Here is a 17218-nt window from a genome sequence, read left to right on the forward strand (position 1 = left end):
CTAGCAGGTGATCTCGTCCGCCCGCTCGGTCGCCGGGGCCGTGGCGCCGGCGGGGGACGGGGTCTTCGCCGGCTTCGGCAGGGCCGCGTCCTCGCGCAGGGCCGCAAAGAGGCGCTCGGCCCCGGCGCGGTCCCAGGTCACGGTGGAGCCCAGGCCGGGCACGTCGCGGGCCGTGTCGTCGACGGGGACCGAGGTGAACTGGGCCGCCGAGGTCGTGAAGTGGCGCAGCAGCCCGGCCAGTTCGAGCATTTCCTCGGCGCCGAAGCCGGGGTCGGCGCGGACCGAGTCGAGCAACGCCTCCGCCGTGATCCGGATCTTGCCCGGGTCCAGCAGCACGCCGCTGCTGACCGCCTGGTCGAGGAACGCCGCGAGGAAACGCTGCTGGCGTTCCATGCGGGCGAAGTCGGAGCTGCCCTCCAGGTGGCGGGCGCGGACGTAGGACAGGGCCGTGGGGCCGTCCAGCAGGCTGGTGCCGGCGGGCAGGTCGAGCCCGGAGTAGCTGTCGGTCAACGGGCGGGGGGTGCACACCTCGACGCCGCCGATGCCGTCCACCGCGCGCATGAAGCCGGTGAAGCTGACCTCCAGGTAGTGGTCGACGCGCAGGCCGGTCAGGTCCTCCACGGTGCGCACCATGAGGGACGGACCGCCGTGCGAGAGGGCCGCGTTGAGCTTGTCGGGGTGGGCGTCGTGGCGGCCGCCGCCGGCGGCGAAGTCGTGCGCGGGCAGCTCGGCGTAGGAGTCGCGGGGCAGGCTGACGACGGTGGCGCGGTCGCGGTTCGCCGAGACGTGCAGCAGCAGCACCGCGTCCGCGCAGCGGCAGGAGGCGTCGCCCACGTGGTAGCGGTCGCGCTCGGCGGCGGTCAGGCCGTCGCGCGAATCGGTGCCGATCATCAGGATGTTGAGGCCCCGGCCGGCCTCCGGGCGGTCGCGCAGGCCGGCGAACGGATCGACGCGGCGCACGCCGTGCTCGGCGGTGGCGACCAGCGCGTGGCCGGCTCCGCTGGTGATCAGGACAACGGCGGCCAGGACGGCGGCGATTCGCAGACCCCAGCGGCGGCGGGCGCGTCGGACAGGCATCGGGCACCTCCCGAGATCAACGTATGGCCATACGATCTACGGCCTGGGGTGGCGCGCGCCCGGGTCCCCCGATCGCGGTAACGTGAGCCGGTGACCAGCATCCCGACCCCCGCCGTGTCCGTGATCATGCCGGTGCTCAACGAGGAGCGGCATCTGCGCAGCGCGGTACGGCACATCCTGGAGCAGGACTACCCCGGCGAGCTCGAAGTGGTGATCGCGCTCGGCCCGTCCACCGACCGGACGGACGAGATCGCGGCCGAGCTGGTGGCGGCCGACGCCCGCGTGAAGACCGTGCCGAACCCGACCGGCCGGACCCCGGCCGGGCTCAACGCCGCGATCAAGGCGTCCCGGCACCCCGTGGTCGTGCGGGTGGACGGGCACGGCATGCTCTCGCCGGACTACATCGCCACCGCGGTGCGCCTGCTGCACGAGAAGGGCGCGGCGAACGTGGGCGGCATCATGCACGCCGAGGGCGAGAACGACTGGGAACGGGCCGTGGCCGCCGCGATGACCTCGCGCATCGGCGTGGGGAACGCCGCCTTCCACACCGGGGGCGAGGCGGGCGAGGCCGAGACCGTCTATCTCGGGGTGTTCCGCCGGGAGGTGCTGGAGCAGCAGGGCGGCTACAACGAGGAGTTCATCCGGGCGCAGGACTGGGAGCTGAACTACCGCATCCGGCAGGCCGGCGGGCTCATCTGGTTCTCGCCGGAGCTGCTGGTGTCCTACCGGCCCCGGCCCTCGGTGCGGGAGCTGGCCAAGCAGTACCGGAACTACGGGCGTTGGCGGCACGTGGTGGCCCGTTACCACTCCGGCTCGATCAACCCGCGCTATCTGGCGCCGCCCGTGGCGCTGCTGGCCATCGCCGCGGGGACCGTGGTGGGCGCGGTGCTCACGCCGTGGGGGCTGATCGTGCCGGGCGGCTATCTGGCCGCGATCACGCTCGGCTCGCTGCCCGCGGGCAAGGGGCTGACGGCCGGGGCGCGCGTGCGGATACCGCTGGCCCTGGCGACGATGCACCTGTCGTGGGGCTGGGGCTTCCTGACCAGCCCGCGGCGGCTGGCGAGGAAGGTCATCGCCAGCCGCCGGGAGCCGGTCACCACACGTAGTCGGGATTGACCGGCATACAGTCGTCGCCGTTCGAGCCGGAGATGATGTCCTCGCTGTCCACGGCGGGCTCGTCCTCCTCCGGCGAGCCGGACTCGTCGGGCGCCGCCTCCGGGTAGGCGGTGCCCTCGCGCCAGTCGGCGCCGATGACCAGAGTGAGGCCCTCCACGTCCGACGAGGTACGGATGGCGCTGTGCGGCAGGCCGAGGGCCTCGGCGACGGCCTCCGCGTTGGCCTGGTCCGCTATGTCCGAGTAGTACAGGATCGTGGATTGCTCGGCCGCCGGCGTGGTGTCGGTGGCGGCGGCGGTGAAGCCGAGACGGTGCAGCTCGTCGGTGATGTCGCCGGCCCGGCCCTCGACGGGTCCCTGGATGCCGTCGTCCGTGCCGTTGCGGACGGCGATGCCGATCTGGTCGGCGGGGTCGGCGGTCTCCTCGGGGGAGGCGGATGCCCCGTCCTCGCTCTCCTCCGGATCGGCGGGCCGGGCGTCCGGGTCGTCCAGCGGGATGTCGTCGCGGACCATGGAGAACAGGTCCTCGGACTTCTCCGGGTCCGGGATGATCGTGACGTCCGGGTTCGCCGGGTCGGGCAGCCAGGGCAGGGTGACCATGTTGATGCGGTCGTTGGGGACCTGCCGCAGGTCGCCGCCGAGGTTGTAGAGGTCCTGGACGGTGCCGATCTCGTGGTTCACGGTGAGGGCGTTGGTGGCGGCCTCGGCCAGGTTCATCAGCTCGGAGGTGTTGGTCAGCGAGGTGCTGTTCTGGAGCTCGTCGACCATGTTGCTCAGATACATCTGCTGGGCGCGGGTGCGGCCGACGTCGCTTCCGTTACCGAACGCCTTGCGGGTGCGCAGCCACTGGAGGGCCTCCTCGCCCTCGACGACGCTCTCGCCCGCCTCGAGCCGCAGCCCGGACTTGGGGTCGTGGATGTTGTCCTCGACGCAGACGGGAACGCCGCCCACCGCGTCGGCCATGTCCACCACGCCGGCGAAGTCGACCATCATGAAGTGGTCGATGTAGACGCCGGTCAGGTTCTGCCAGGTGTCCACCACGCAGCCGGGGCCGCCGTGCGAGAGAGCGTTGTTGATGGAGTCGGAGTCGTCGGCCGGGTAGACCTCGCCGGTCTCGGGGTCGGTGCACTCCGGGATCGCGACCTGGGTGTCACGCGGGATCGAGATGAGGGTCATGTTGCTGCGGTCGGCGGACGCGTGGAGCAGCATCTGCACATCCGCGCGCACCGGGCCGCCGGCGAGGTCGGTGGCGCCGCCGAGCTCCTGGTTCTCCTCGCCCTCCCGGGAGTCGGAGCCGAGCAGCAGGATGTTCAACGGGGTCTCGCCGTTGGCGTTGGGCTCCGGCGGCTGGAGGTCGCTGCCGCCGTTGCTCCGGTCCCGCTTGGTGATGTTGTCGTTCAGGTGCTCGATGTAGAGCCAGCCGGCGACGGCGACGCCGGCGATGAGGACGGCGAGCGAGCCGGCGCTCCAGACGAGGATGCGGCGCCACCGCGGCTTCGGTTTCTTCCGGGCACGCTGCCGCCTCGGCGGCTCGCCCGGGGGTCCGTCGCCGGCCCGGCGGGGAGCGGGGACGCCGGGGCCCCGGCCGGAGCCGTCGTCGTACAGGCTGTCGTCCCAGCCCAACTGCTCGGCTCTGGTGTCACCGCGCGGGGGACCGCCATCGTCCTCACCGCGTATGCCGGTCCTCCGCACGGGAACCCCCCACTCGTTACTTCCGCTCATCCGCCCGCGCGGGGCGGTCCCGGTCACGAGGCGCAGACGTCTTCGTCATCCGCCGTGATGCTGTCCACGTCCGCGGGCCGCTCCGCCGGGACCTCGATCGGCTCGCCCGCGGCCTCGAAGTCGTCGCCGAGGACGAGGACCATGGGCTCCTCGCCGGCGTCCGCCGACTGCTCCTTCAGGGCCGAGTCCGGCAGTCCCATCATCTCGGCCAGCCGCGCCGCCTGGCCGGCCTGGTCGGGGCCGTACTCCAGCGTGGTGGTCTCCTGCGGCTGCGGCGCGTTGCCCTTGTTGGTCGAGAGGAGGACGCCCTGGTCGTTCTGGAGCCAGTCCAGGGTGTCCTGGGCGGCGCCGAACACCTGGCCGCCGTTGTAGATGTCGACCCGGACCTCCTCGGCCGGGGCCATCTCCGGTGCCTCCTCGCCGTTCCCCGCGTCCTCGGCTCCGGACTCCTCCTCGGACTCCGTCATGGAGATGTCCTCCTGGAGCATCCGGAATATCGGCTCGGCCTTGGCCTCGTCGACGATGACGGTGGCCTTGGCGTCCTCGGGCTCGTCCGGGTTGTCCAGAACGGGCAGGGTGACGAAGCTCAGGTCCTCCATCGGGACCTCCCGGACCTCGGAGGCCAGCCCGTAGAGCTTGTCGATGCTGCCGATGCCGGTGTCGACGGTCAGGGCCTTGGTGGCGGTGTCCGCCAGGTTCCAGAAGTTGTCGAGGCTGGTGAGCATGTTCCCTTCGGTGATCGTCCGGGCCATGGACGCGAGGAACTGCTGCTGGAGCTCGATCCGGCTCAGGTCGCTGCCGGTGCCGACCGTGCTGCGGGTGCGGACGAAGGCCAGGGCGTCCTCGCCCTGGATCTCCTGCCGGCCGGCCGGGAGCTGAAGCCCGGACTTGGGGTCGTCGATGGGCTCCTCCAGGCAGACCTCGACGCCGCCGACGGCGGTGGACAGGTCCTTCACGGCGTTGAAGTCGGCCATCATGAAGTGGTTGATCTTCACGCCGGTCAGCTCCTCCACCGTCCGCCAGACGCAGCCCGGGTCGCGGCCGTTGGCGCCCATGCTCTGGTTGAAGCGGACGCCCTCGGAGCCGGGGATGATCTCGGTGCTGCCGTCCTCCTGGGTGACCTCGCAGTCGGGGATGTCGGTGATGAGGTCACGCGGGATGGACAGCCCGGTGGCGTGGGTGCGGTCCTGGGAGACATGCATCAGGACCGTGGTGTCCGCGCCCTCGCTGGCCTCGCCGCCGTAGGAGTCGTTGCCCTCGCCGTCCCGGGTGTCGGTGCCGATGATGAGGATGTTGATGGCCTCGTCCGACTGATAGTTGTTCTCTATGCCGACATCGACCTTCTCGATGTTGTTGTTCAGCCGGTTGTAGAGATACCAGGCGCCGGCGCAGCCGACGATCAGCAGCATGGCGAGCGAGCCGCCTATCCACATGAACGCCTTCTTGGCCCGGCTCTTCTTCCTGGCCTTGCGGCGGCTGCGGCCGCCGCCCCTGGCGCGGCGGTCGCGCTGCGGCGGCACCGGCCCGTCCGGCGAGCTCGCGCGGTCGCCGTCCGGCGGGGCCGCCGGGCCGTCGGGCGTGGGCGACGGGGCGCTACGCCGCCGTGGCGGTCTGTTACGGGCGGTGGGCGGCTGCTGGGGGGACGGCGCCTGTCCGGGCCGCTCGCCCGGTGCGGGCCGTCGCGAGCCGGGCAGCCGGAGCTCGTATTGACCGGTCTCCGGGTTCAACACCCACTGATCCGCGGGATCCATACCGCCCCCGCGTCCCTGTGCTTCCACGTAACCGTGCGCCCTCCGTGTGCCTACTAGAGGATCAGACGGCACACACTAGCTGCCAGGTTCCTCGGGTCGCGATCGCGGTGACGCATTCCACCCCCGGCTCCGGGACCAATCCTCCGGGTCGTACCCCTTTCTGGGGTTTTCCGCGCGTTGCTCTTTACTTACCCATGGGTTTTCCCGGCGGACTCCGGAGCGGGGAACGCGCCGGTGGGAGCTCTTCCGCCAGCGGCGGGCGCGGCGTCAGACCGGGGCGCCGGAGTACGGGGCGGCGCCCGGCGTCAGCACGCCGACGCCGCGGCCGGGGCCCGGGGCGTCGGCCCGGCGCGTCAGCGTCCAGCCGACCGCGGCGGTCGCCAGCACGGCCGTCGCCGCGGCGAGCGCCACCCAGCGCGGCCAGCGGCGGCGGGCCGCCGGGGCCGGCTCCGGCGGGGCGATGAGCAGGTGATAGGCGGGCTGTCGCGGCACCCTCATGGACACGATCCTGGGGCCGCCGCGCGGCCCCGGCCACCGTCAGTCGGCGAAGTGGGTGACGCGCTCACTCTCCCGGCGCGCGGCGAGGTCGGCGGCGGCCAGGCCGCGCGCGCCGGGGCACAGCACGACCGAGGCGCCGACGGCCAGCGGCGCGAACAGGCCGGCCGAGACCCCGGCCCAACTGTCGTATCCCACCAGGGACATGAGCCGACAGCCGGGGCCAAGACCGCGCGCGGCGGCGTCGGCGCGGGCCCGTTCCAGCACGTCGGCGCCGGTCAGGGTGGCACCCTCCACAACGAGCGCCGCGTCGTCCGGGCCGGGCGGGTCATAGGCCGCGAACGTGTCGGGCTGGCCGGGCACGGCCACCGCGTAGTCGGTGAACCCCTCCGGCGGCTCGGGGAAACGCGCGCCCAGCGGGCGCAGGCTGAGCGCGACGCGCTCCCCCGCGCAGGCGCGCGCCGCCTCCAGCCCGTCCGGGCCGCTGACGACGAGATCCGCGTCGCCCGGGTCGCCGCCGAGGTCGGCGACCACCCCGGTGGCGGAGCAGGCCAGCAGCCATACCGCGGTCTGCCAGTGGGCGGGCAGCAGCAGCGCGGCCCGGTCGCCCCGCTGGGCGGCCAGCTCGTCCTGGAGCAGGTTGGCCGTCTTCGCCACCCAGTTGGCGAGGGTGGCGACGGAGAGCTCGACCCGTTCCCCCGTGGCGTCGTCGTAGAACGTCACCAGCGGTCGGGTGCCGTCCGCGGCCAGCTCGGAACGCAGCAGGTCGGCGGGGATGCGGTCATGGATGTTCATCGCCGTCAGGGTACGCCGGGGAGCGGGACCGGCCGGCGGACACCCGGCCTCACGGATCGTCACCCGGGAGTCACAGCACGAATAGACACATGTGTGACGATATGCCCAAGATCCTGACATGCGTTCATTTCTCGCCACCAGGCTCGGCGCCGTCGCCACCGCGGTGCTCGTCGCCCCTCTGCTCCTCGCCCATCCCGCGGCGGCCCGGGCCGCCGGACCGCCCAACGACGGCACCACCGCGGCCGAGGCCCGGCGGACCGGCGGTGTCCAGTCCCTGCCGTTGCAGCCACTGGACGCCGGCCCCCGCGCGGGCGGCGAACCGGCCGAACCCGCCGAGCCGGCCGGCACCCAGGGCCTGCCGTCCACCGACACCGGCCCGTTCTCCCTCCTCGGCGTCGTGTGGACCGACCCCGCGGCCGAGCTCCACGGCCAGGTCCAGGTCACCACCCGCGCCGCCGGCACCGACGAGTGGTCGGAGTGGGTGGAACTCGACGCGCAGGACGCGCACGCCCCCGACCCCGGCACTGCCGAGGCGGGCCGGAGCGAGGCGCGCGGCGGCACCGTTCCGCTGTGGGTCGGCCCCTCGGACGGGGTGCGCGTCCGCGTGGTCCCCGACGAGGGCCCGCCGGCGCCCGGCCTGCCCGAGGGCCTCAGCCTCGAACTCGTCGACCCCGGCGAGGAGAACGGCACCGGCGAGACGGCCCCCGCCGTCGCGACCGAGCCCCGCGCGGGAGTGACGGCCGGCGAGCACGAGGGCCCCCGCCCGCCCATCGTCATCCGCTCCGGCTGGGGCGCCGACGAGAGCCTGCGGGAGAGCGGCTTCGTCTACACCGACACCATCAGGACCGCCTTCGTGCACCACACCGCGGGCACCAACGCCTACGAATGCGAGGAGGCGCCCGCCCTGCTGCGCGGCATCTACCGGTACCACGTGGAGAGCCAGGGCTGGCGGGACGTCGGCTACAACTTCTTCGTCGACAAGTGCGGCACGATCTACGAGGGCCGGGCCGGGGGCGTCGCCGAGCCGGTCCAGGGCGCCCACACGTACGGCTTCAACCACAACAGCACGGGCGTGGCCGTCCTCGGCACCTACACGAGCACCGACCCCGGCCGCGACGTGCGCGACGCCCTCTCGCTGCTGACGGCCTGGAAGCTCGGCCTGCACGGCCGCGACCCGGCGGCCTCCAGCAACCGCACCTCCGGCGGCGGCAAGTGGCCCGCCGGCACCACGGTGAAGCTGAACAACATCTCGGGCCACCGCGACGGTTATGCCACCGCCTGCCCCGGCGACGAGCTGTACGCCGACCTGCCGACCGTGCGCAGCACCGCCGCGAAGCTCCAGGGCAGGTGACCGCCGCCCGCCGGGCCGGGTGGCGGACGGCACCGGCCCGGCCAGTAGCCTGCCGGTCATGCCGGAACGGAGCTGGGCCCCGCCCGACCCCTACGACCTGCGCCGCAGCCTGCTCGTGCTGCGGCGCGGGCCGTACGACCCCGCGTTCCGCGCGGGCCACGACGGCGTGATCTGGCGCGCCACCCGCACCCCCGAGGGCCCGGCGACGCTGCGCTTCGTCCCGGGGCCGCGCGTGCTGGCCACCGCGTGGGGGCCCGGCGCCGACTGGGCGCTGGACCGGCTGCCCGCGCTGCTCGGCGCGGACGACGAGCCGGAGGCGTTCGTGCCGCACCACCGGCTGGTCGCCGAGTCGCTGCGCCGCCACCGCGGGCTGCGCCTGATCCGCACCGGTCTGGTGCTGGAGTCCCTGATCCCCTCGATCCTCGAACAGCGGGTCACCACGGAGGACGCCTACCGCGCCTGGCGGCGGCTGCTGAAGTGGTTCGGCGAGCCCGCGCCCGGGCCCGGCGCCGAGCTCGGCATGTATGTGATGCCGGACGCGGTGACGTTCGCCCGCATCCCCTCCTGGGACTGGCACCGGGCGGGCGTGGACGGCAAGCGCTCGGCGGCCGTGGTGCGCGCGGTCCGGCTCGCCCGGCGCATGGAGGAGGCGGCCGGGATGGAACTGCCGGACGCCCTGGCCCGGTTGCGGGCCGTGCCCGGCATCGGGCCGTGGACCGCGGCCGAGACGCTGCAGCGGACCAACGGCGCCGCCGACGCGATCACCGTGGGGGACCTGCACCTGCCGGGCATCATCGGCTACGCGCTGGGCGGCGTGCGCGGCGCGGACGACGAACGGATGCTGGAGCTGCTCGCCCCCTACGCCGGGCAGCGGTACCGCGCCGCCCGGCTGATCCTGCTCACCGGCGTCGCCCCCGCGCGCCGGGCGCCGCGCCAGCGGCACGCCAACATCGCCCGCCTTTAGGTCCTGTCCGGTCGGTCGATGGGGGTCCCCCCGGACGAAGTCTGGGGGAGGATCAGCCCTTGGCTCCCCCAGGCCCTCGGGGGCCTGGGAGGTACCCCCAACAAAACGGAGTATCGCAGCTCGTACGAATGGGGGCACCTCCCAGCGTTAGCTGGGGGAGCAGCGAGGTGCCGTGTATGGCGTCGTGGGCCCGGCCAGACCGGCCGGACAGGGCCTGCTCCCCGGCCCGTCCGGCCTCTTCCGTACCCTGGACACCGAGGCCGTGCCGTCGCCCGAGGGGAGTCCAGGACGATGACCGAACGCAAGCCGCCCGGCGTGAACTTCGAGTCGTGGGTCGACAAGCAGATCCGGGAGGCCGAGGAGCGCGGCGAATTCGCCAAGCTGCCGGGGGCCGGGAAGCCGCTGCGGGGCCTCGACGGGCCCTATGACGAGCTGTGGTGGGTCCGGGAGAAGATGGAGCGCGAGCAGTTGTCGTACCTGCCGCCGTCCCTGGCCCTGCGCAAGGAGGCCGAGGACGCGCTCGCCGCGGCGAAGGCGGCGCCGAGCGAGGCCGCGGCCCGGCGCATCCTCACCGGCGTCAACGAGAAGATCCGCGAGGCGATCCGCCACCCGCTCGAGGGCCCCCCGCTGAACCTGGCGCCCTTCGACATCGACCAGGTGCTGGCCGACCGGCGGGACGAGCGGGCGCGGCGGGCCGAGCAGGCGCGGCGCGACGCGCGCGAGTAACTCTGTCCCGGCCCGTCACAGGGCGCGTTTCCGCAGCTCCAGGATCTCCCGGCGGCGGGCCAGCCGGTGCGTGCGGCGGATCTGCGCCTCCTGGAAACGGCGGCGGTCCCGTTCGCTGCCCGGGATGACCGGCGGCACCCGGCGGGGCTTGCCGTGCTCGTCCACCGCGGCGAAGACGAGGTAGGCGGTGCCGACGCGGGTCGGCGGCGTCGACTCGTTCCACCGCTCGGCCAGCACCTTGGCGCCGATCTCCATGGAGGTGCGGCCGGTCCAGTTGACCTGCGCGCGGACGTGGACCAGATCGCCGACCTTGACCGGCTCCAGGAACACCATCTCGTCCATGGAGGCCGTCACCGCGGGCCCGCCCGAGTGCCGGCCGGCCACCGCGCCCGCCGCGTCGTCGACCAGCTTCATGATCACGCCGCCGTGCACGGTGCCCAGCAGGTTGACGTCCTGCTGGGTCATGATGTGCGACAGCGTCGTGCGGGACGCGGCGGTCGGCTTGCCGGGCAGTTCGAGGTCATCGGTGGTGTGGGGCACATCACGGGACCCGTCGGCGGCTGCGGTCTCGGTGGCATCGCGGGCATCGGGGGCTTCGGCCATGGGGCCAGCGTAAGCGTGGTCGCGCGCGCCGGCGGATTGCATCAGGTCTGCCACAGTCGCGGACCCGCCGACCCGCCGCCGCCCCCCGGCAGGCACACTGGCGTGTTATGAGCGACTGGCCCGACGGTTGGACCGACGACGACCAGGCCCGGAACCGGGACCGCTACGGACAGGGCAGCGGCAGCCCCCGCCCGGAAGGCGCCCGGGTCATGCCGCACGTCCAGAGACCGCCGCGCCCCCGGGCGCCCCACCACGACGGCGCGCCTCCCGGTCCGGGCGCCGGGTACGACTCAGGCTACAACGAGGGCCAGATTTACCGGGGCAACGCCGTCGGCCGGCGGCCCGTCCAGCCGCCGCCCCCGCCGCCGGACGACGGCTTCCGGCACGACGACGACCGCCCGTGCCGCCCACGCAACTGGCGCCGCCGCGTCGGCTGGACCGCGCTGTCCCTCGTCGTGCTCCTGCTGATCACCTCCGTGGCCACCTACTTCTGGGCGGACAGCAAGCTCAACCGCGACGTGGACCTGGCCTCGGTCGAGAGCCGCCCGGAGGCCGGCCGGGGAACGAACTACCTGATAGTCGGCTCGGACAGCCGCGAGGGCTTGTCCGAGGAGGAGCAGCAGGAGCTGCACACCGGCAGCGTCGAGGGCCACCGCACCGACACGATCATGATCCTGCACGTCGGCGACAACGGCAGCACGATGGTCAGCCTGCCGCGCGACTCGTGGGTGACGATCCCCGAGTTCACCGGCTCGGTCTCCGGCAACCGCATCCCGGCGCAGGAGCAGAAGCTCAACGCGGCGTTCTCGATCGAGGGCCCCGAGCTGCTGGTGCGCACGGTCGAGCACAACACCGGGCTGCGCATCGACCACTACGTCGAGATCGGCTTCGGCGGCTTCGCCAATGTGGTGGACGCGCTGGGCGGCGTCGAGATGTGCTTCGACGAGCCGATCCAGGACGAGAACTCGGGCGCCGACTTCGAGGCGGGCTGCCAGCAGCTCGACGGCGCGGAGGCGCTGGCGTTCAACCGGCAGCGCTACCAGGAGGCCGAGGGCGACCTGGGCCGGACGAAGAACCAGCAGGAGTTCCTTGGCACGCTGGCCGACCAGGCCGCCTCGCCGTCCACCCTGCTGAACCCGTTCCGGCTGTTCCCGGTGATGAACGCCAGCCTGGACGCGCTGATCGTCGACAAGGACATGACGCTGTGGGACCTGCGCGGCATGTTCTGGGCGATGCGCGGCGCGGAGCGCATGAACATCCCGGTCGCCGACCCCGGCTACTCCACGCCGGCCGGCTCGGCGGTGCTGTGGGACGAGGAGCAGGCGGCGGCGTTTGGGATACGCCCTCAGCAGGCGCAGAAACAGAAAGGGTGCCCCGCGGGGTCGGCGTAGACGCGCCAGTCGCGCTTGCCGCCGTTGTCGCCCTCCAGCAGCGTGGCGCCCAGCCGCAGCACCTCCCGCTCGGCCGCGTCGAGCTGGTCCCTGGGGACGTTCAGGTCCAGGTGGAACTGCTGCGGCATCTCCGTGCCGGGCCAGCGCGGCGGCTGATATCCCGGGGACCGCTGGAACGCGAGCTGCCGCCCATGGGGGCCGATGAGCTCGACCCAGTCCCCGTCGCCCTCGTCGTAGCCGCTGTCGATCCGCCAGTCCAGCACGGCCGCGTAGAACGCGGCGAGCTCCCGGGGATTGGGGCAGTCGAGAACGGTTACCCCCATCGTGGCAATGGCCATGGCGCGTCATCTCCCTCCGAGGCGCGTTACCCGTGCAACGCGACAACCGGTAACGGTTACCTCATGATGGCGGAGCACCGGTAACGTTGCAACGTGGGAGAGCGAAGGGCGCCCGATGGGCTGGCCCTCATCGAGGAGCTGATCAACACCCTTGATGTGGAGGCCGGGCGCGACTCCCTGGCCCGGCCCGACGAACTGGCCGCGCTCTCCCGCCGGGCCGGCGCACCCCTGACGGCCGCCGATGTGCCCGGGCTGCGGCGGCTGCGCGAGGCGCTGCGCGCCGTCTGCCTCGCCCACGCCGGGCACCGCCCGCTGCCACCCGACCGGGCGGAGGTCCTGGCCGGCCTGTTCGCCGACGCCCCGCTGGTGCTGCACCTCGACGGCGTCACCGGCGCCACCGAGCTGCGGCCCGCGCCGGGCGCGCGCCCCGGGCTGCCCGCGTTCACCGCACGTGTCGCCGCCGTCGTCGCCACCGCCGAGGCGAACGGCACCTGGCGGCGGCTCAAGGCCTGCGAGGCGGAGACCTGCCACTGGGCGTACTACGACCACAGCCCGGCCGGGCGCCGCCGCTGGTGCTCGATGCAGACGTGCGGGGCGCGCGCGAAGATGCGTGCCTACCGCGCCAAGCGCCAGGCGGAGTAAGGGCGCGAACCGGGCCGCATTCATACACTTGTGCTGATGTTGCTCCCGGTGGCCCTGCCCTCCCCCGTCATGCCCGTGTCCGACCCCGACCTGGCCCGGGCGGGCGTCGAGCTGCGGCTGAAGCGCGACGACCTGATCCACCCCGTCGTCCCCGGCAACAAGTGGCGGAAGCTCACCCCGAACCTGCGCGCCGCCACCGGGGCGGGCCACACCCGGCTGCTCACGTTCGGCGGGGCCTACTCCCACCACATCCACGCCGTGGCCGCCGCCGCGGCGGCCGCCGGCCTGGCCAGCGTCGGCGTCATCCGCGGCGAGGAGCTGGCCCGCGCCCCGCGCAACTGGTCGCTCGCCGAGGCCGAGGGCAACGGCATGCGGCTGGCCTTCGTGGACCGCGCCACCTACCGCGAGACGCTGCGCACCCTCGCCACCCCGGCCACGCGGCGCGACCTCGAACGGCGCTTCGGCCGTTGCTATGTGCTGCCCGAGGGCGGCAGCAACGCCCTGGCCGCCCGGGGCTCGGCGAGGACCGCGGCCGAGCTGGCCGACCTGGGCGCCCACGACGTCGTCTGCTGCCCCGTCGGCACCGGCGGCACCCTGGCCGGCATCGCCGCCGCGCTCCCGCCGGGCGCGCGCGCCCTGGGCGTCGCCGTGCTCAAGGGGGCCGCCGGCTATCTGGAGGAGGAGGTCGGCCGCCTCCACCGGGAGGGCTGGGACCGGACGTTCGACAACTGGCACATAGCCCACACGCACCACGGCGGCGGCTACGCCAAGCTGCCCGCCGCGCTCACCGCGTTCGCCACGGCCTTCGAGGCGCGCCACGGCATCCCGATAGAGCGCCGCTACGTCGCGAAGATGCTGCACTGCGTCCACGACCTCGCCACCGGCGGCGCCCTCCCCCGCGGCACCCGCGTCACCGCGGTCATCACCGGCCCCCCACCACAGGCACGGCCCCGGCCGCCCGCGGCAGCACCGCGCTGAGCCGCCGCCGGAACGCCGCCCCGCCCCCGGCACCGCCCCCGCGGCCCGAAGCGCCCGGGCCCATGGGGACAAAACGGTGGAACCACGGCAGCCTTCCGAAGGCAGCCCTCCCACCCGGGAGCCGTACTCCCCGTTGTCTGCGAGGCGCGCGGCCTCGATGCGTCGCACCGTAGACGCCGGTCCGTCCGCCCGTCAACGCCGGGAGCCCACCGACCAGTCGCACAGAACCCGTGGTCAGACCGCCGGAGCCGACGCCCCGAACAGCGGCAGGCACGGCTCCAGCCCGGTGACCGTCACCGGCACGCGGCCCGCGGTGACCGCCTCCCAGCGGGCGCGGGGCAGCCGGACGCGGATCTCGGTCGTCGCGCGGCCCCGGATGACGTGCCGCCGGACGCCGTCCCGCTCATAGCCCAGCTTCTCGGAGACGCGCAGCGACGCGGCGTTGTGGTCGAACGCGCCCGAGACCGCGTGGGTGGCGCCCAGCCCCGCGAACGCCAGATGCAGCATCGCCGCCCGCATCTCGGTGCCGATGCCCTGGCCCTGGCGCCCGGCGCCGAGCCACGAGCCGGAAACGACCTCGCGCAGCACGGCGAAGTCGCGCGCGCCGACCGACTGGACGCCGACGGGCCGGCCGGCGTGGAACACGGTCAGGTTGAGCGACCAGTCCCCCGGGGTCCAGTCGCCCAGGCGCAGCCAGTGGTGCTGCACCACGGAGCGGGCGCGCTCGGCCGGGGCGACGTCCGTCCAGGGGACGAAGAACGGCATCTCCTCCGGCGGATGGATGCCTCCGGCCGCCTCGTCGGCGAGGGCGGCGAGCTCCTCGCCGTCCGGCAGGCGCAGTTCGAGACGGGGAGTGGTCACGCGCAGGCCCGCGAGGGGCCAGTGGTCGAGCAGCATGCGTAATTTTCCGTCGGACGCGCGGTCGCGGCATCTCGTTTTCGGCGCGCCGCGACCGCGCGGCACCCGGCCGGGGCCGGGTGGAGGGGCGTCAGTTCACGCTCGCGGAGAACGAGCCGACGCCGAGGCCGGCACCTCCCTGCCACGGTTCGAAGCCGGCCTGGACACTGGTCAGATACCAGTTGTTGCCGGCCATGCCGCGGCGGACCGTCTCATCGACGAAGTCCATGACGTCGAAGCCCCAACCGCTGATGGCGGAGGGCGCGACGAACGAGATGACGTTGTTGGACCCGTTGTTGCCCGTCCACACCTCCCAGCTCCGGCCGCCGACGGTGGCGGTGCCGACGCGGGAGCCGATGGGCTGGATGGGGCCGACCCGGTTGAACCAGATCATGATCTCGGTCTGGTTCACCCCGTTGGTCTTGGGCGTCGGGTCGAGCCAGATGTCGTAAGACGCGTTGTACACCGCGTTGGACACATAGGTGTACGAGATGCTGCTCTGCGCGCTGCCGATCGAGCTGATCTGGCGGGGCAGATTGGTGCCCGGTGAACAGTTGCTGTAGTGACACCCGATGAAGATCGAGGGGTACGACTTGGGCGCGCCGTTCGTCGGAACGCTGCCGTCCGCCTGGGTGATCCGGAAGCCGGAGCCGCCGACGCTGATGCACTGAGTGGCGCTGGTGCCCCAGCGGTTGTTCTGCACCACGTACGGTCCCTGCGTCGTGCTGCCGTACTGATCGCAGATCTGCACGTCCGCCTGCGCCGCCGGGCCGGTGGTGACCAGGGCGGTCACCGAGCCCACGGCGACCGCCAGCGCGGTCAGGATCGCGCGAAGCCGCGTTTTCATGCTGCTCCTCTCAGATGTGGGGATGAGGGGAGCGCTCCCATGACTCTGCCTCGGCGGACTCTAGGGGCATCCGGAACCGCTGGCAAGGCTTGCGTTCGACTCGTATTCGACGCTCATTCGACAGACTGGCGCCGGGCCAGGAGGCGGTTGACGAGCCAGACGCAGGCCCACAGGACGACGCCGATGAGCATCAGCCAGCCCGCGATGCGGTAGTCGTCGCCGGGGCGGCCGGCCAGCGGGCCGGCGAGGTAGGCGCACAGGATCGCGCCGAGAACGGGCAGCGCGGTGGGGGCGCGGAAGTGCCGGTGCTCGACCGGATGGCGGCGCAGCACCAGCACCGCGATGTTCACGATGGCGAAGACGCAGAGCAGGAGCAGCGAGGTGGTGCCGCCGAGCGAGCCGAGGTCGGCGTAGCCGATGAGCAGGAACGCCAGCAGCGTGGTGAAGACGATGGCGACCCAGGGGGTGCGGCGGTGGGGCAGCAGCCGGGACAGCGGGGCGGGCAGGGCCCGTTCGCGCGACATGCCGTAGAGCAGCCGGCTGGCCATGAGCATGTTGATCAGCGCGGAGTTCGACACCGCGAACATCGTGATCCAGGCGAAGAGGTCGAGCGGGAAGCCGGGGGCGCCGGCCTCCACGACCTTCAGCAGCGGCGTCTCGCCCTCGCCCAGATCGGCCGGGGCCACCAGGGTGACGCTGGCGATGGCGACGAGGACGTAGATGACGCCGGTGATGCACAGGCCGGTCAGCATGATCCTGGGGAAGATGCGGACGGGGTCCTTGGTCTCCTCGGCCATGTTCACCGAGTCCTCGAAGCCGACCATGGCGAAGAACGCCAGCGCGGTGGCGGCGGTGACGGCGGAGAACGCGGTCTCGTCGCCGGGGGTGTTGAACTCGGTGACCCGGGAGAACGTGCCCTCGCCCTGGAGCAGGGCCCAGGCGCCGATGCCGATGACGATGAGCAGGCCGGACAGCTCGACGATGGTGAGCACGACGTTGGCCTTGACGCTCTCGCCGACGCCGCGCAGGTTGATCAGACTGATGAGCGCCATGAAGCCCAGGGCGATGGCCATGGCCGCCCGGCCGTGGTCGCCGTCGGCGTCGAGGGCGGACAGCAGGTTGGCGGCGAACGCCTTGGAGGCGCTGGACGCGGAGGTGAGGCCGGAGCACATCACCGCGAAGGTGACGAGGAAGGTCAGGAAGTGGATGCCGAAGGCCCGGTTCGTGTAGGCGGCGGCGCCGCCGGCCCGGGGATATTTGGTGACCAGTTCCAGATAGCTGGTCGCGGTCAGCATCGCCACGACGAAGGCGAGCAGGAAGGGCAGCCAGACGGCGCCGCCCACATCGGCGGCGACCTTGCCGGTCAGCGCGTAGACACCGGTGCCGAGGATGTCTCCCACGATGAACAGCAGGAGCAGCCCCGGCCCGATGACCCGTTTGAGCTCGGTGGGCTGGGCACTGTGCGCGCGGTTTTCCTCGGAGCGTGTGCTGTCCGGCATGCGAGAACGGTTACCGGAAAGCGAACGA

The 17218-nt window shown here is 72.9% G+C and carries 16 protein-coding genes and 1 pseudogene; 7 read left to right on the forward strand and 10 right to left on the reverse strand.

The window, feature by feature from the left end; translation table 11 throughout:
- Positions 1-1077 (reverse strand): LCP family protein, encoded by a 1077-nt coding sequence (locus RM590_RS30070; protein WP_311707920.1) that lies wholly within the window; start codon positions 1075-1077, stop codon positions 1-3.
- A gap of 90 nt (positions 1078-1167) precedes the next feature.
- Between RM590_RS30070 and RM590_RS30075 the strand changes: the two genes are divergently transcribed.
- Entirely contained in the window at positions 1168-2193 is a 1026-nt protein-coding gene (locus RM590_RS30075) for a glycosyltransferase family 2 protein (RefSeq protein ID WP_311707921.1), read from the forward strand.
- Here RM590_RS30075 and RM590_RS30080 read toward each other — a convergent pair.
- The 4 genes from RM590_RS30080 to RM590_RS30095 form a co-directional block, all read right to left on the reverse strand.
- Positions 2171-3883, reverse strand: coding sequence for an LCP family protein (locus tag RM590_RS30080; RefSeq protein ID WP_311707922.1), 1713 nt, complete (start codon positions 3881-3883; stop codon positions 2171-2173). The two genes, RM590_RS30075 and RM590_RS30080, sit on opposite strands and share 23 nt — an antisense overlap.
- A 53-nt stretch (positions 3884-3936) precedes the next feature.
- Entirely contained in the window at positions 3937-5664 is a 1728-nt protein-coding gene (locus RM590_RS30085) for an LCP family protein (RefSeq protein ID WP_311707923.1), read from the reverse strand.
- A 267-nt stretch (positions 5665-5931) separates the two neighbouring features.
- On the reverse strand, positions 5932-6162 hold the full coding sequence (locus tag RM590_RS30090) for a hypothetical protein (RefSeq protein ID WP_311707924.1): 231 nt from the start codon (positions 6160-6162) through the stop codon (positions 5932-5934).
- Between the two features lie 39 nt (positions 6163-6201).
- Complete coding sequence (locus RM590_RS30095; protein ID WP_311707925.1) at positions 6202-6954, reverse strand: TIGR03089 family protein; 753 nt, start codon at positions 6952-6954, stop codon at positions 6202-6204.
- Positions 6955-7072: 118 nt separating this feature from the next.
- On the opposite strand from RM590_RS30095, the gene RM590_RS30100 reads away from it, so the two are divergent.
- The 3 genes from RM590_RS30100 to RM590_RS30110 all read left to right on the forward strand — a co-directional run bounded on the left by RM590_RS30100 (position 7073) and on the right by RM590_RS30110 (position 9995).
- The gene (locus tag RM590_RS30100) at positions 7073-8305 is read left to right on the forward strand and encodes an N-acetylmuramoyl-L-alanine amidase (protein ID WP_311707926.1); all 1233 of its coding nucleotides are present in this window, start codon (positions 7073-7075) and stop codon (positions 8303-8305) included.
- Between the two features lie 58 nt (positions 8306-8363).
- Entirely contained in the window at positions 8364-9269 is a 906-nt protein-coding gene (locus RM590_RS30105) for a DNA-3-methyladenine glycosylase family protein (protein WP_311707927.1), read from the forward strand.
- A gap of 291 nt (positions 9270-9560) precedes the next feature.
- Positions 9561-9995, forward strand: a complete 435-nt coding sequence (locus tag RM590_RS30110; protein WP_311707928.1) for a DnaJ family domain-containing protein — start codon at positions 9561-9563, stop codon at positions 9993-9995.
- A gap of 15 nt (positions 9996-10010) precedes the next feature.
- Here the strand turns inward: RM590_RS30110 and RM590_RS30115 are convergent, their stop codons facing one another.
- Entirely contained in the window at positions 10011-10598 is a 588-nt protein-coding gene (locus RM590_RS30115) for an acyl-CoA thioesterase (RefSeq protein WP_311707929.1), read from the reverse strand.
- Positions 10599-10705: 107 nt separating this feature from the next.
- Between RM590_RS30115 and RM590_RS30120 the strand changes: the two genes are divergently transcribed.
- Entirely contained in the window at positions 10706-11989 is a 1284-nt protein-coding gene (locus tag RM590_RS30120; protein ID WP_311707930.1) for an LCP family protein, read from the forward strand.
- Here RM590_RS30120 and RM590_RS30125 read toward each other — a convergent pair.
- Entirely contained in the window at positions 11944-12327 is a 384-nt protein-coding gene (locus tag RM590_RS30125; RefSeq protein ID WP_311707931.1) for a VOC family protein, read from the reverse strand. The two genes, RM590_RS30120 and RM590_RS30125, sit on opposite strands and share 46 nt — an antisense overlap.
- A 93-nt stretch (positions 12328-12420) precedes the next feature.
- Here RM590_RS30125 and RM590_RS30130 point away from each other — a divergent pair, with 93 nt between their 5' ends.
- Together RM590_RS30130 and RM590_RS30135 are read left to right on the forward strand one after the other, a co-directional pair.
- Positions 12421-12969: a CGNR zinc finger domain-containing protein gene (locus RM590_RS30130; RefSeq protein WP_311707932.1), complete on the forward strand. Its 549-nt coding sequence runs from the start codon at positions 12421-12423 to the stop codon at positions 12967-12969.
- Between the two features lie 36 nt (positions 12970-13005).
- Complete coding sequence (locus tag RM590_RS30135; protein WP_311707933.1) at positions 13006-13947, forward strand: 1-aminocyclopropane-1-carboxylate deaminase/D-cysteine desulfhydrase; 942 nt, start codon at positions 13006-13008, stop codon at positions 13945-13947.
- Between the two features lie 234 nt (positions 13948-14181).
- On the opposite strand, the gene RM590_RS30140 is transcribed toward RM590_RS30135, so the two are convergent.
- The 3 genes and pseudogenes from RM590_RS30140 to RM590_RS30150 form a co-directional block, all read right to left on the reverse strand.
- Positions 14182-14844 carry a GNAT family N-acetyltransferase gene (locus RM590_RS30140; protein ID WP_311707934.1) on the reverse strand — a complete coding sequence of 221 codons (663 nt, stop codon included), beginning with the start codon at positions 14842-14844 and terminating at the stop codon, positions 14182-14184.
- Positions 14845-14938: 94 nt separating this feature from the next.
- Positions 14939-15691 (reverse strand): annotated as a pseudogene (locus tag RM590_RS30145) (GH12 family glycosyl hydrolase domain-containing protein); the annotation flags it as partial.
- A gap of 113 nt (positions 15692-15804) precedes the next feature.
- Positions 15805-17190, reverse strand: coding sequence for an APC family permease (locus RM590_RS30150; RefSeq protein WP_311707935.1), 1386 nt, complete (start codon positions 17188-17190; stop codon positions 15805-15807).
- Between the last annotated feature and the right edge of the window lie 28 nt (positions 17191-17218).

The organism is Streptomyces litchfieldiae (assembly GCF_031845365.1).
GTDB lineage: Bacteria > Actinomycetota > Actinomycetes > Streptomycetales > Streptomycetaceae > Streptomyces > Streptomyces litchfieldiae.

Excerpts from the sequence above, each read along its gene's own strand:
- RM590_RS30070 (WP_311707920.1), bottom strand. The coding sequence starts at position 1,077 with ATGCCTGTCCGACGCGCCCGCCGCCGCTGGGGTCTGCGAATCGCCGCC.
- RM590_RS30085 (WP_311707923.1), bottom strand. The coding sequence starts at position 5,664 with ATGGATCCCGCGGATCAGTGGGTGTTGAACCCGGAGACCGGTCAATAC.
- RM590_RS30090 (WP_311707924.1), bottom strand. The coding sequence starts at position 6,162 with ATGAGGGTGCCGCGACAGCCCGCCTATCACCTGCTCATCGCCCCGCCG.
- RM590_RS30095 (WP_311707925.1), bottom strand. The coding sequence starts at position 6,954 with ATGAACATCCATGACCGCATCCCCGCCGACCTGCTGCGTTCCGAGCTG.
- RM590_RS30100 (WP_311707926.1), top strand. The coding sequence starts at position 7,073 with ATGCGTTCATTTCTCGCCACCAGGCTCGGCGCCGTCGCCACCGCGGTG.
- RM590_RS30105 (WP_311707927.1), top strand. The coding sequence starts at position 8,364 with ATGCCGGAACGGAGCTGGGCCCCGCCCGACCCCTACGACCTGCGCCGC.
- RM590_RS30110 (WP_311707928.1), top strand. The coding sequence starts at position 9,561 with ATGACCGAACGCAAGCCGCCCGGCGTGAACTTCGAGTCGTGGGTCGAC.
- RM590_RS30115 (WP_311707929.1), bottom strand. The coding sequence starts at position 10,598 with ATGGCCGAAGCCCCCGATGCCCGCGATGCCACCGAGACCGCAGCCGCC.
- RM590_RS30120 (WP_311707930.1), top strand. The coding sequence starts at position 10,706 with ATGAGCGACTGGCCCGACGGTTGGACCGACGACGACCAGGCCCGGAAC.
- RM590_RS30125 (WP_311707931.1), bottom strand. The coding sequence starts at position 12,327 with ATGGCCATTGCCACGATGGGGGTAACCGTTCTCGACTGCCCCAATCCC.
- RM590_RS30135 (WP_311707933.1), top strand. The coding sequence starts at position 13,006 with ATGTTGCTCCCGGTGGCCCTGCCCTCCCCCGTCATGCCCGTGTCCGAC.
- RM590_RS30140 (WP_311707934.1), bottom strand. The coding sequence starts at position 14,844 with ATGCTGCTCGACCACTGGCCCCTCGCGGGCCTGCGCGTGACCACTCCC.
- RM590_RS30150 (WP_311707935.1), bottom strand. The coding sequence starts at position 17,190 with ATGCCGGACAGCACACGCTCCGAGGAAAACCGCGCGCACAGTGCCCAG.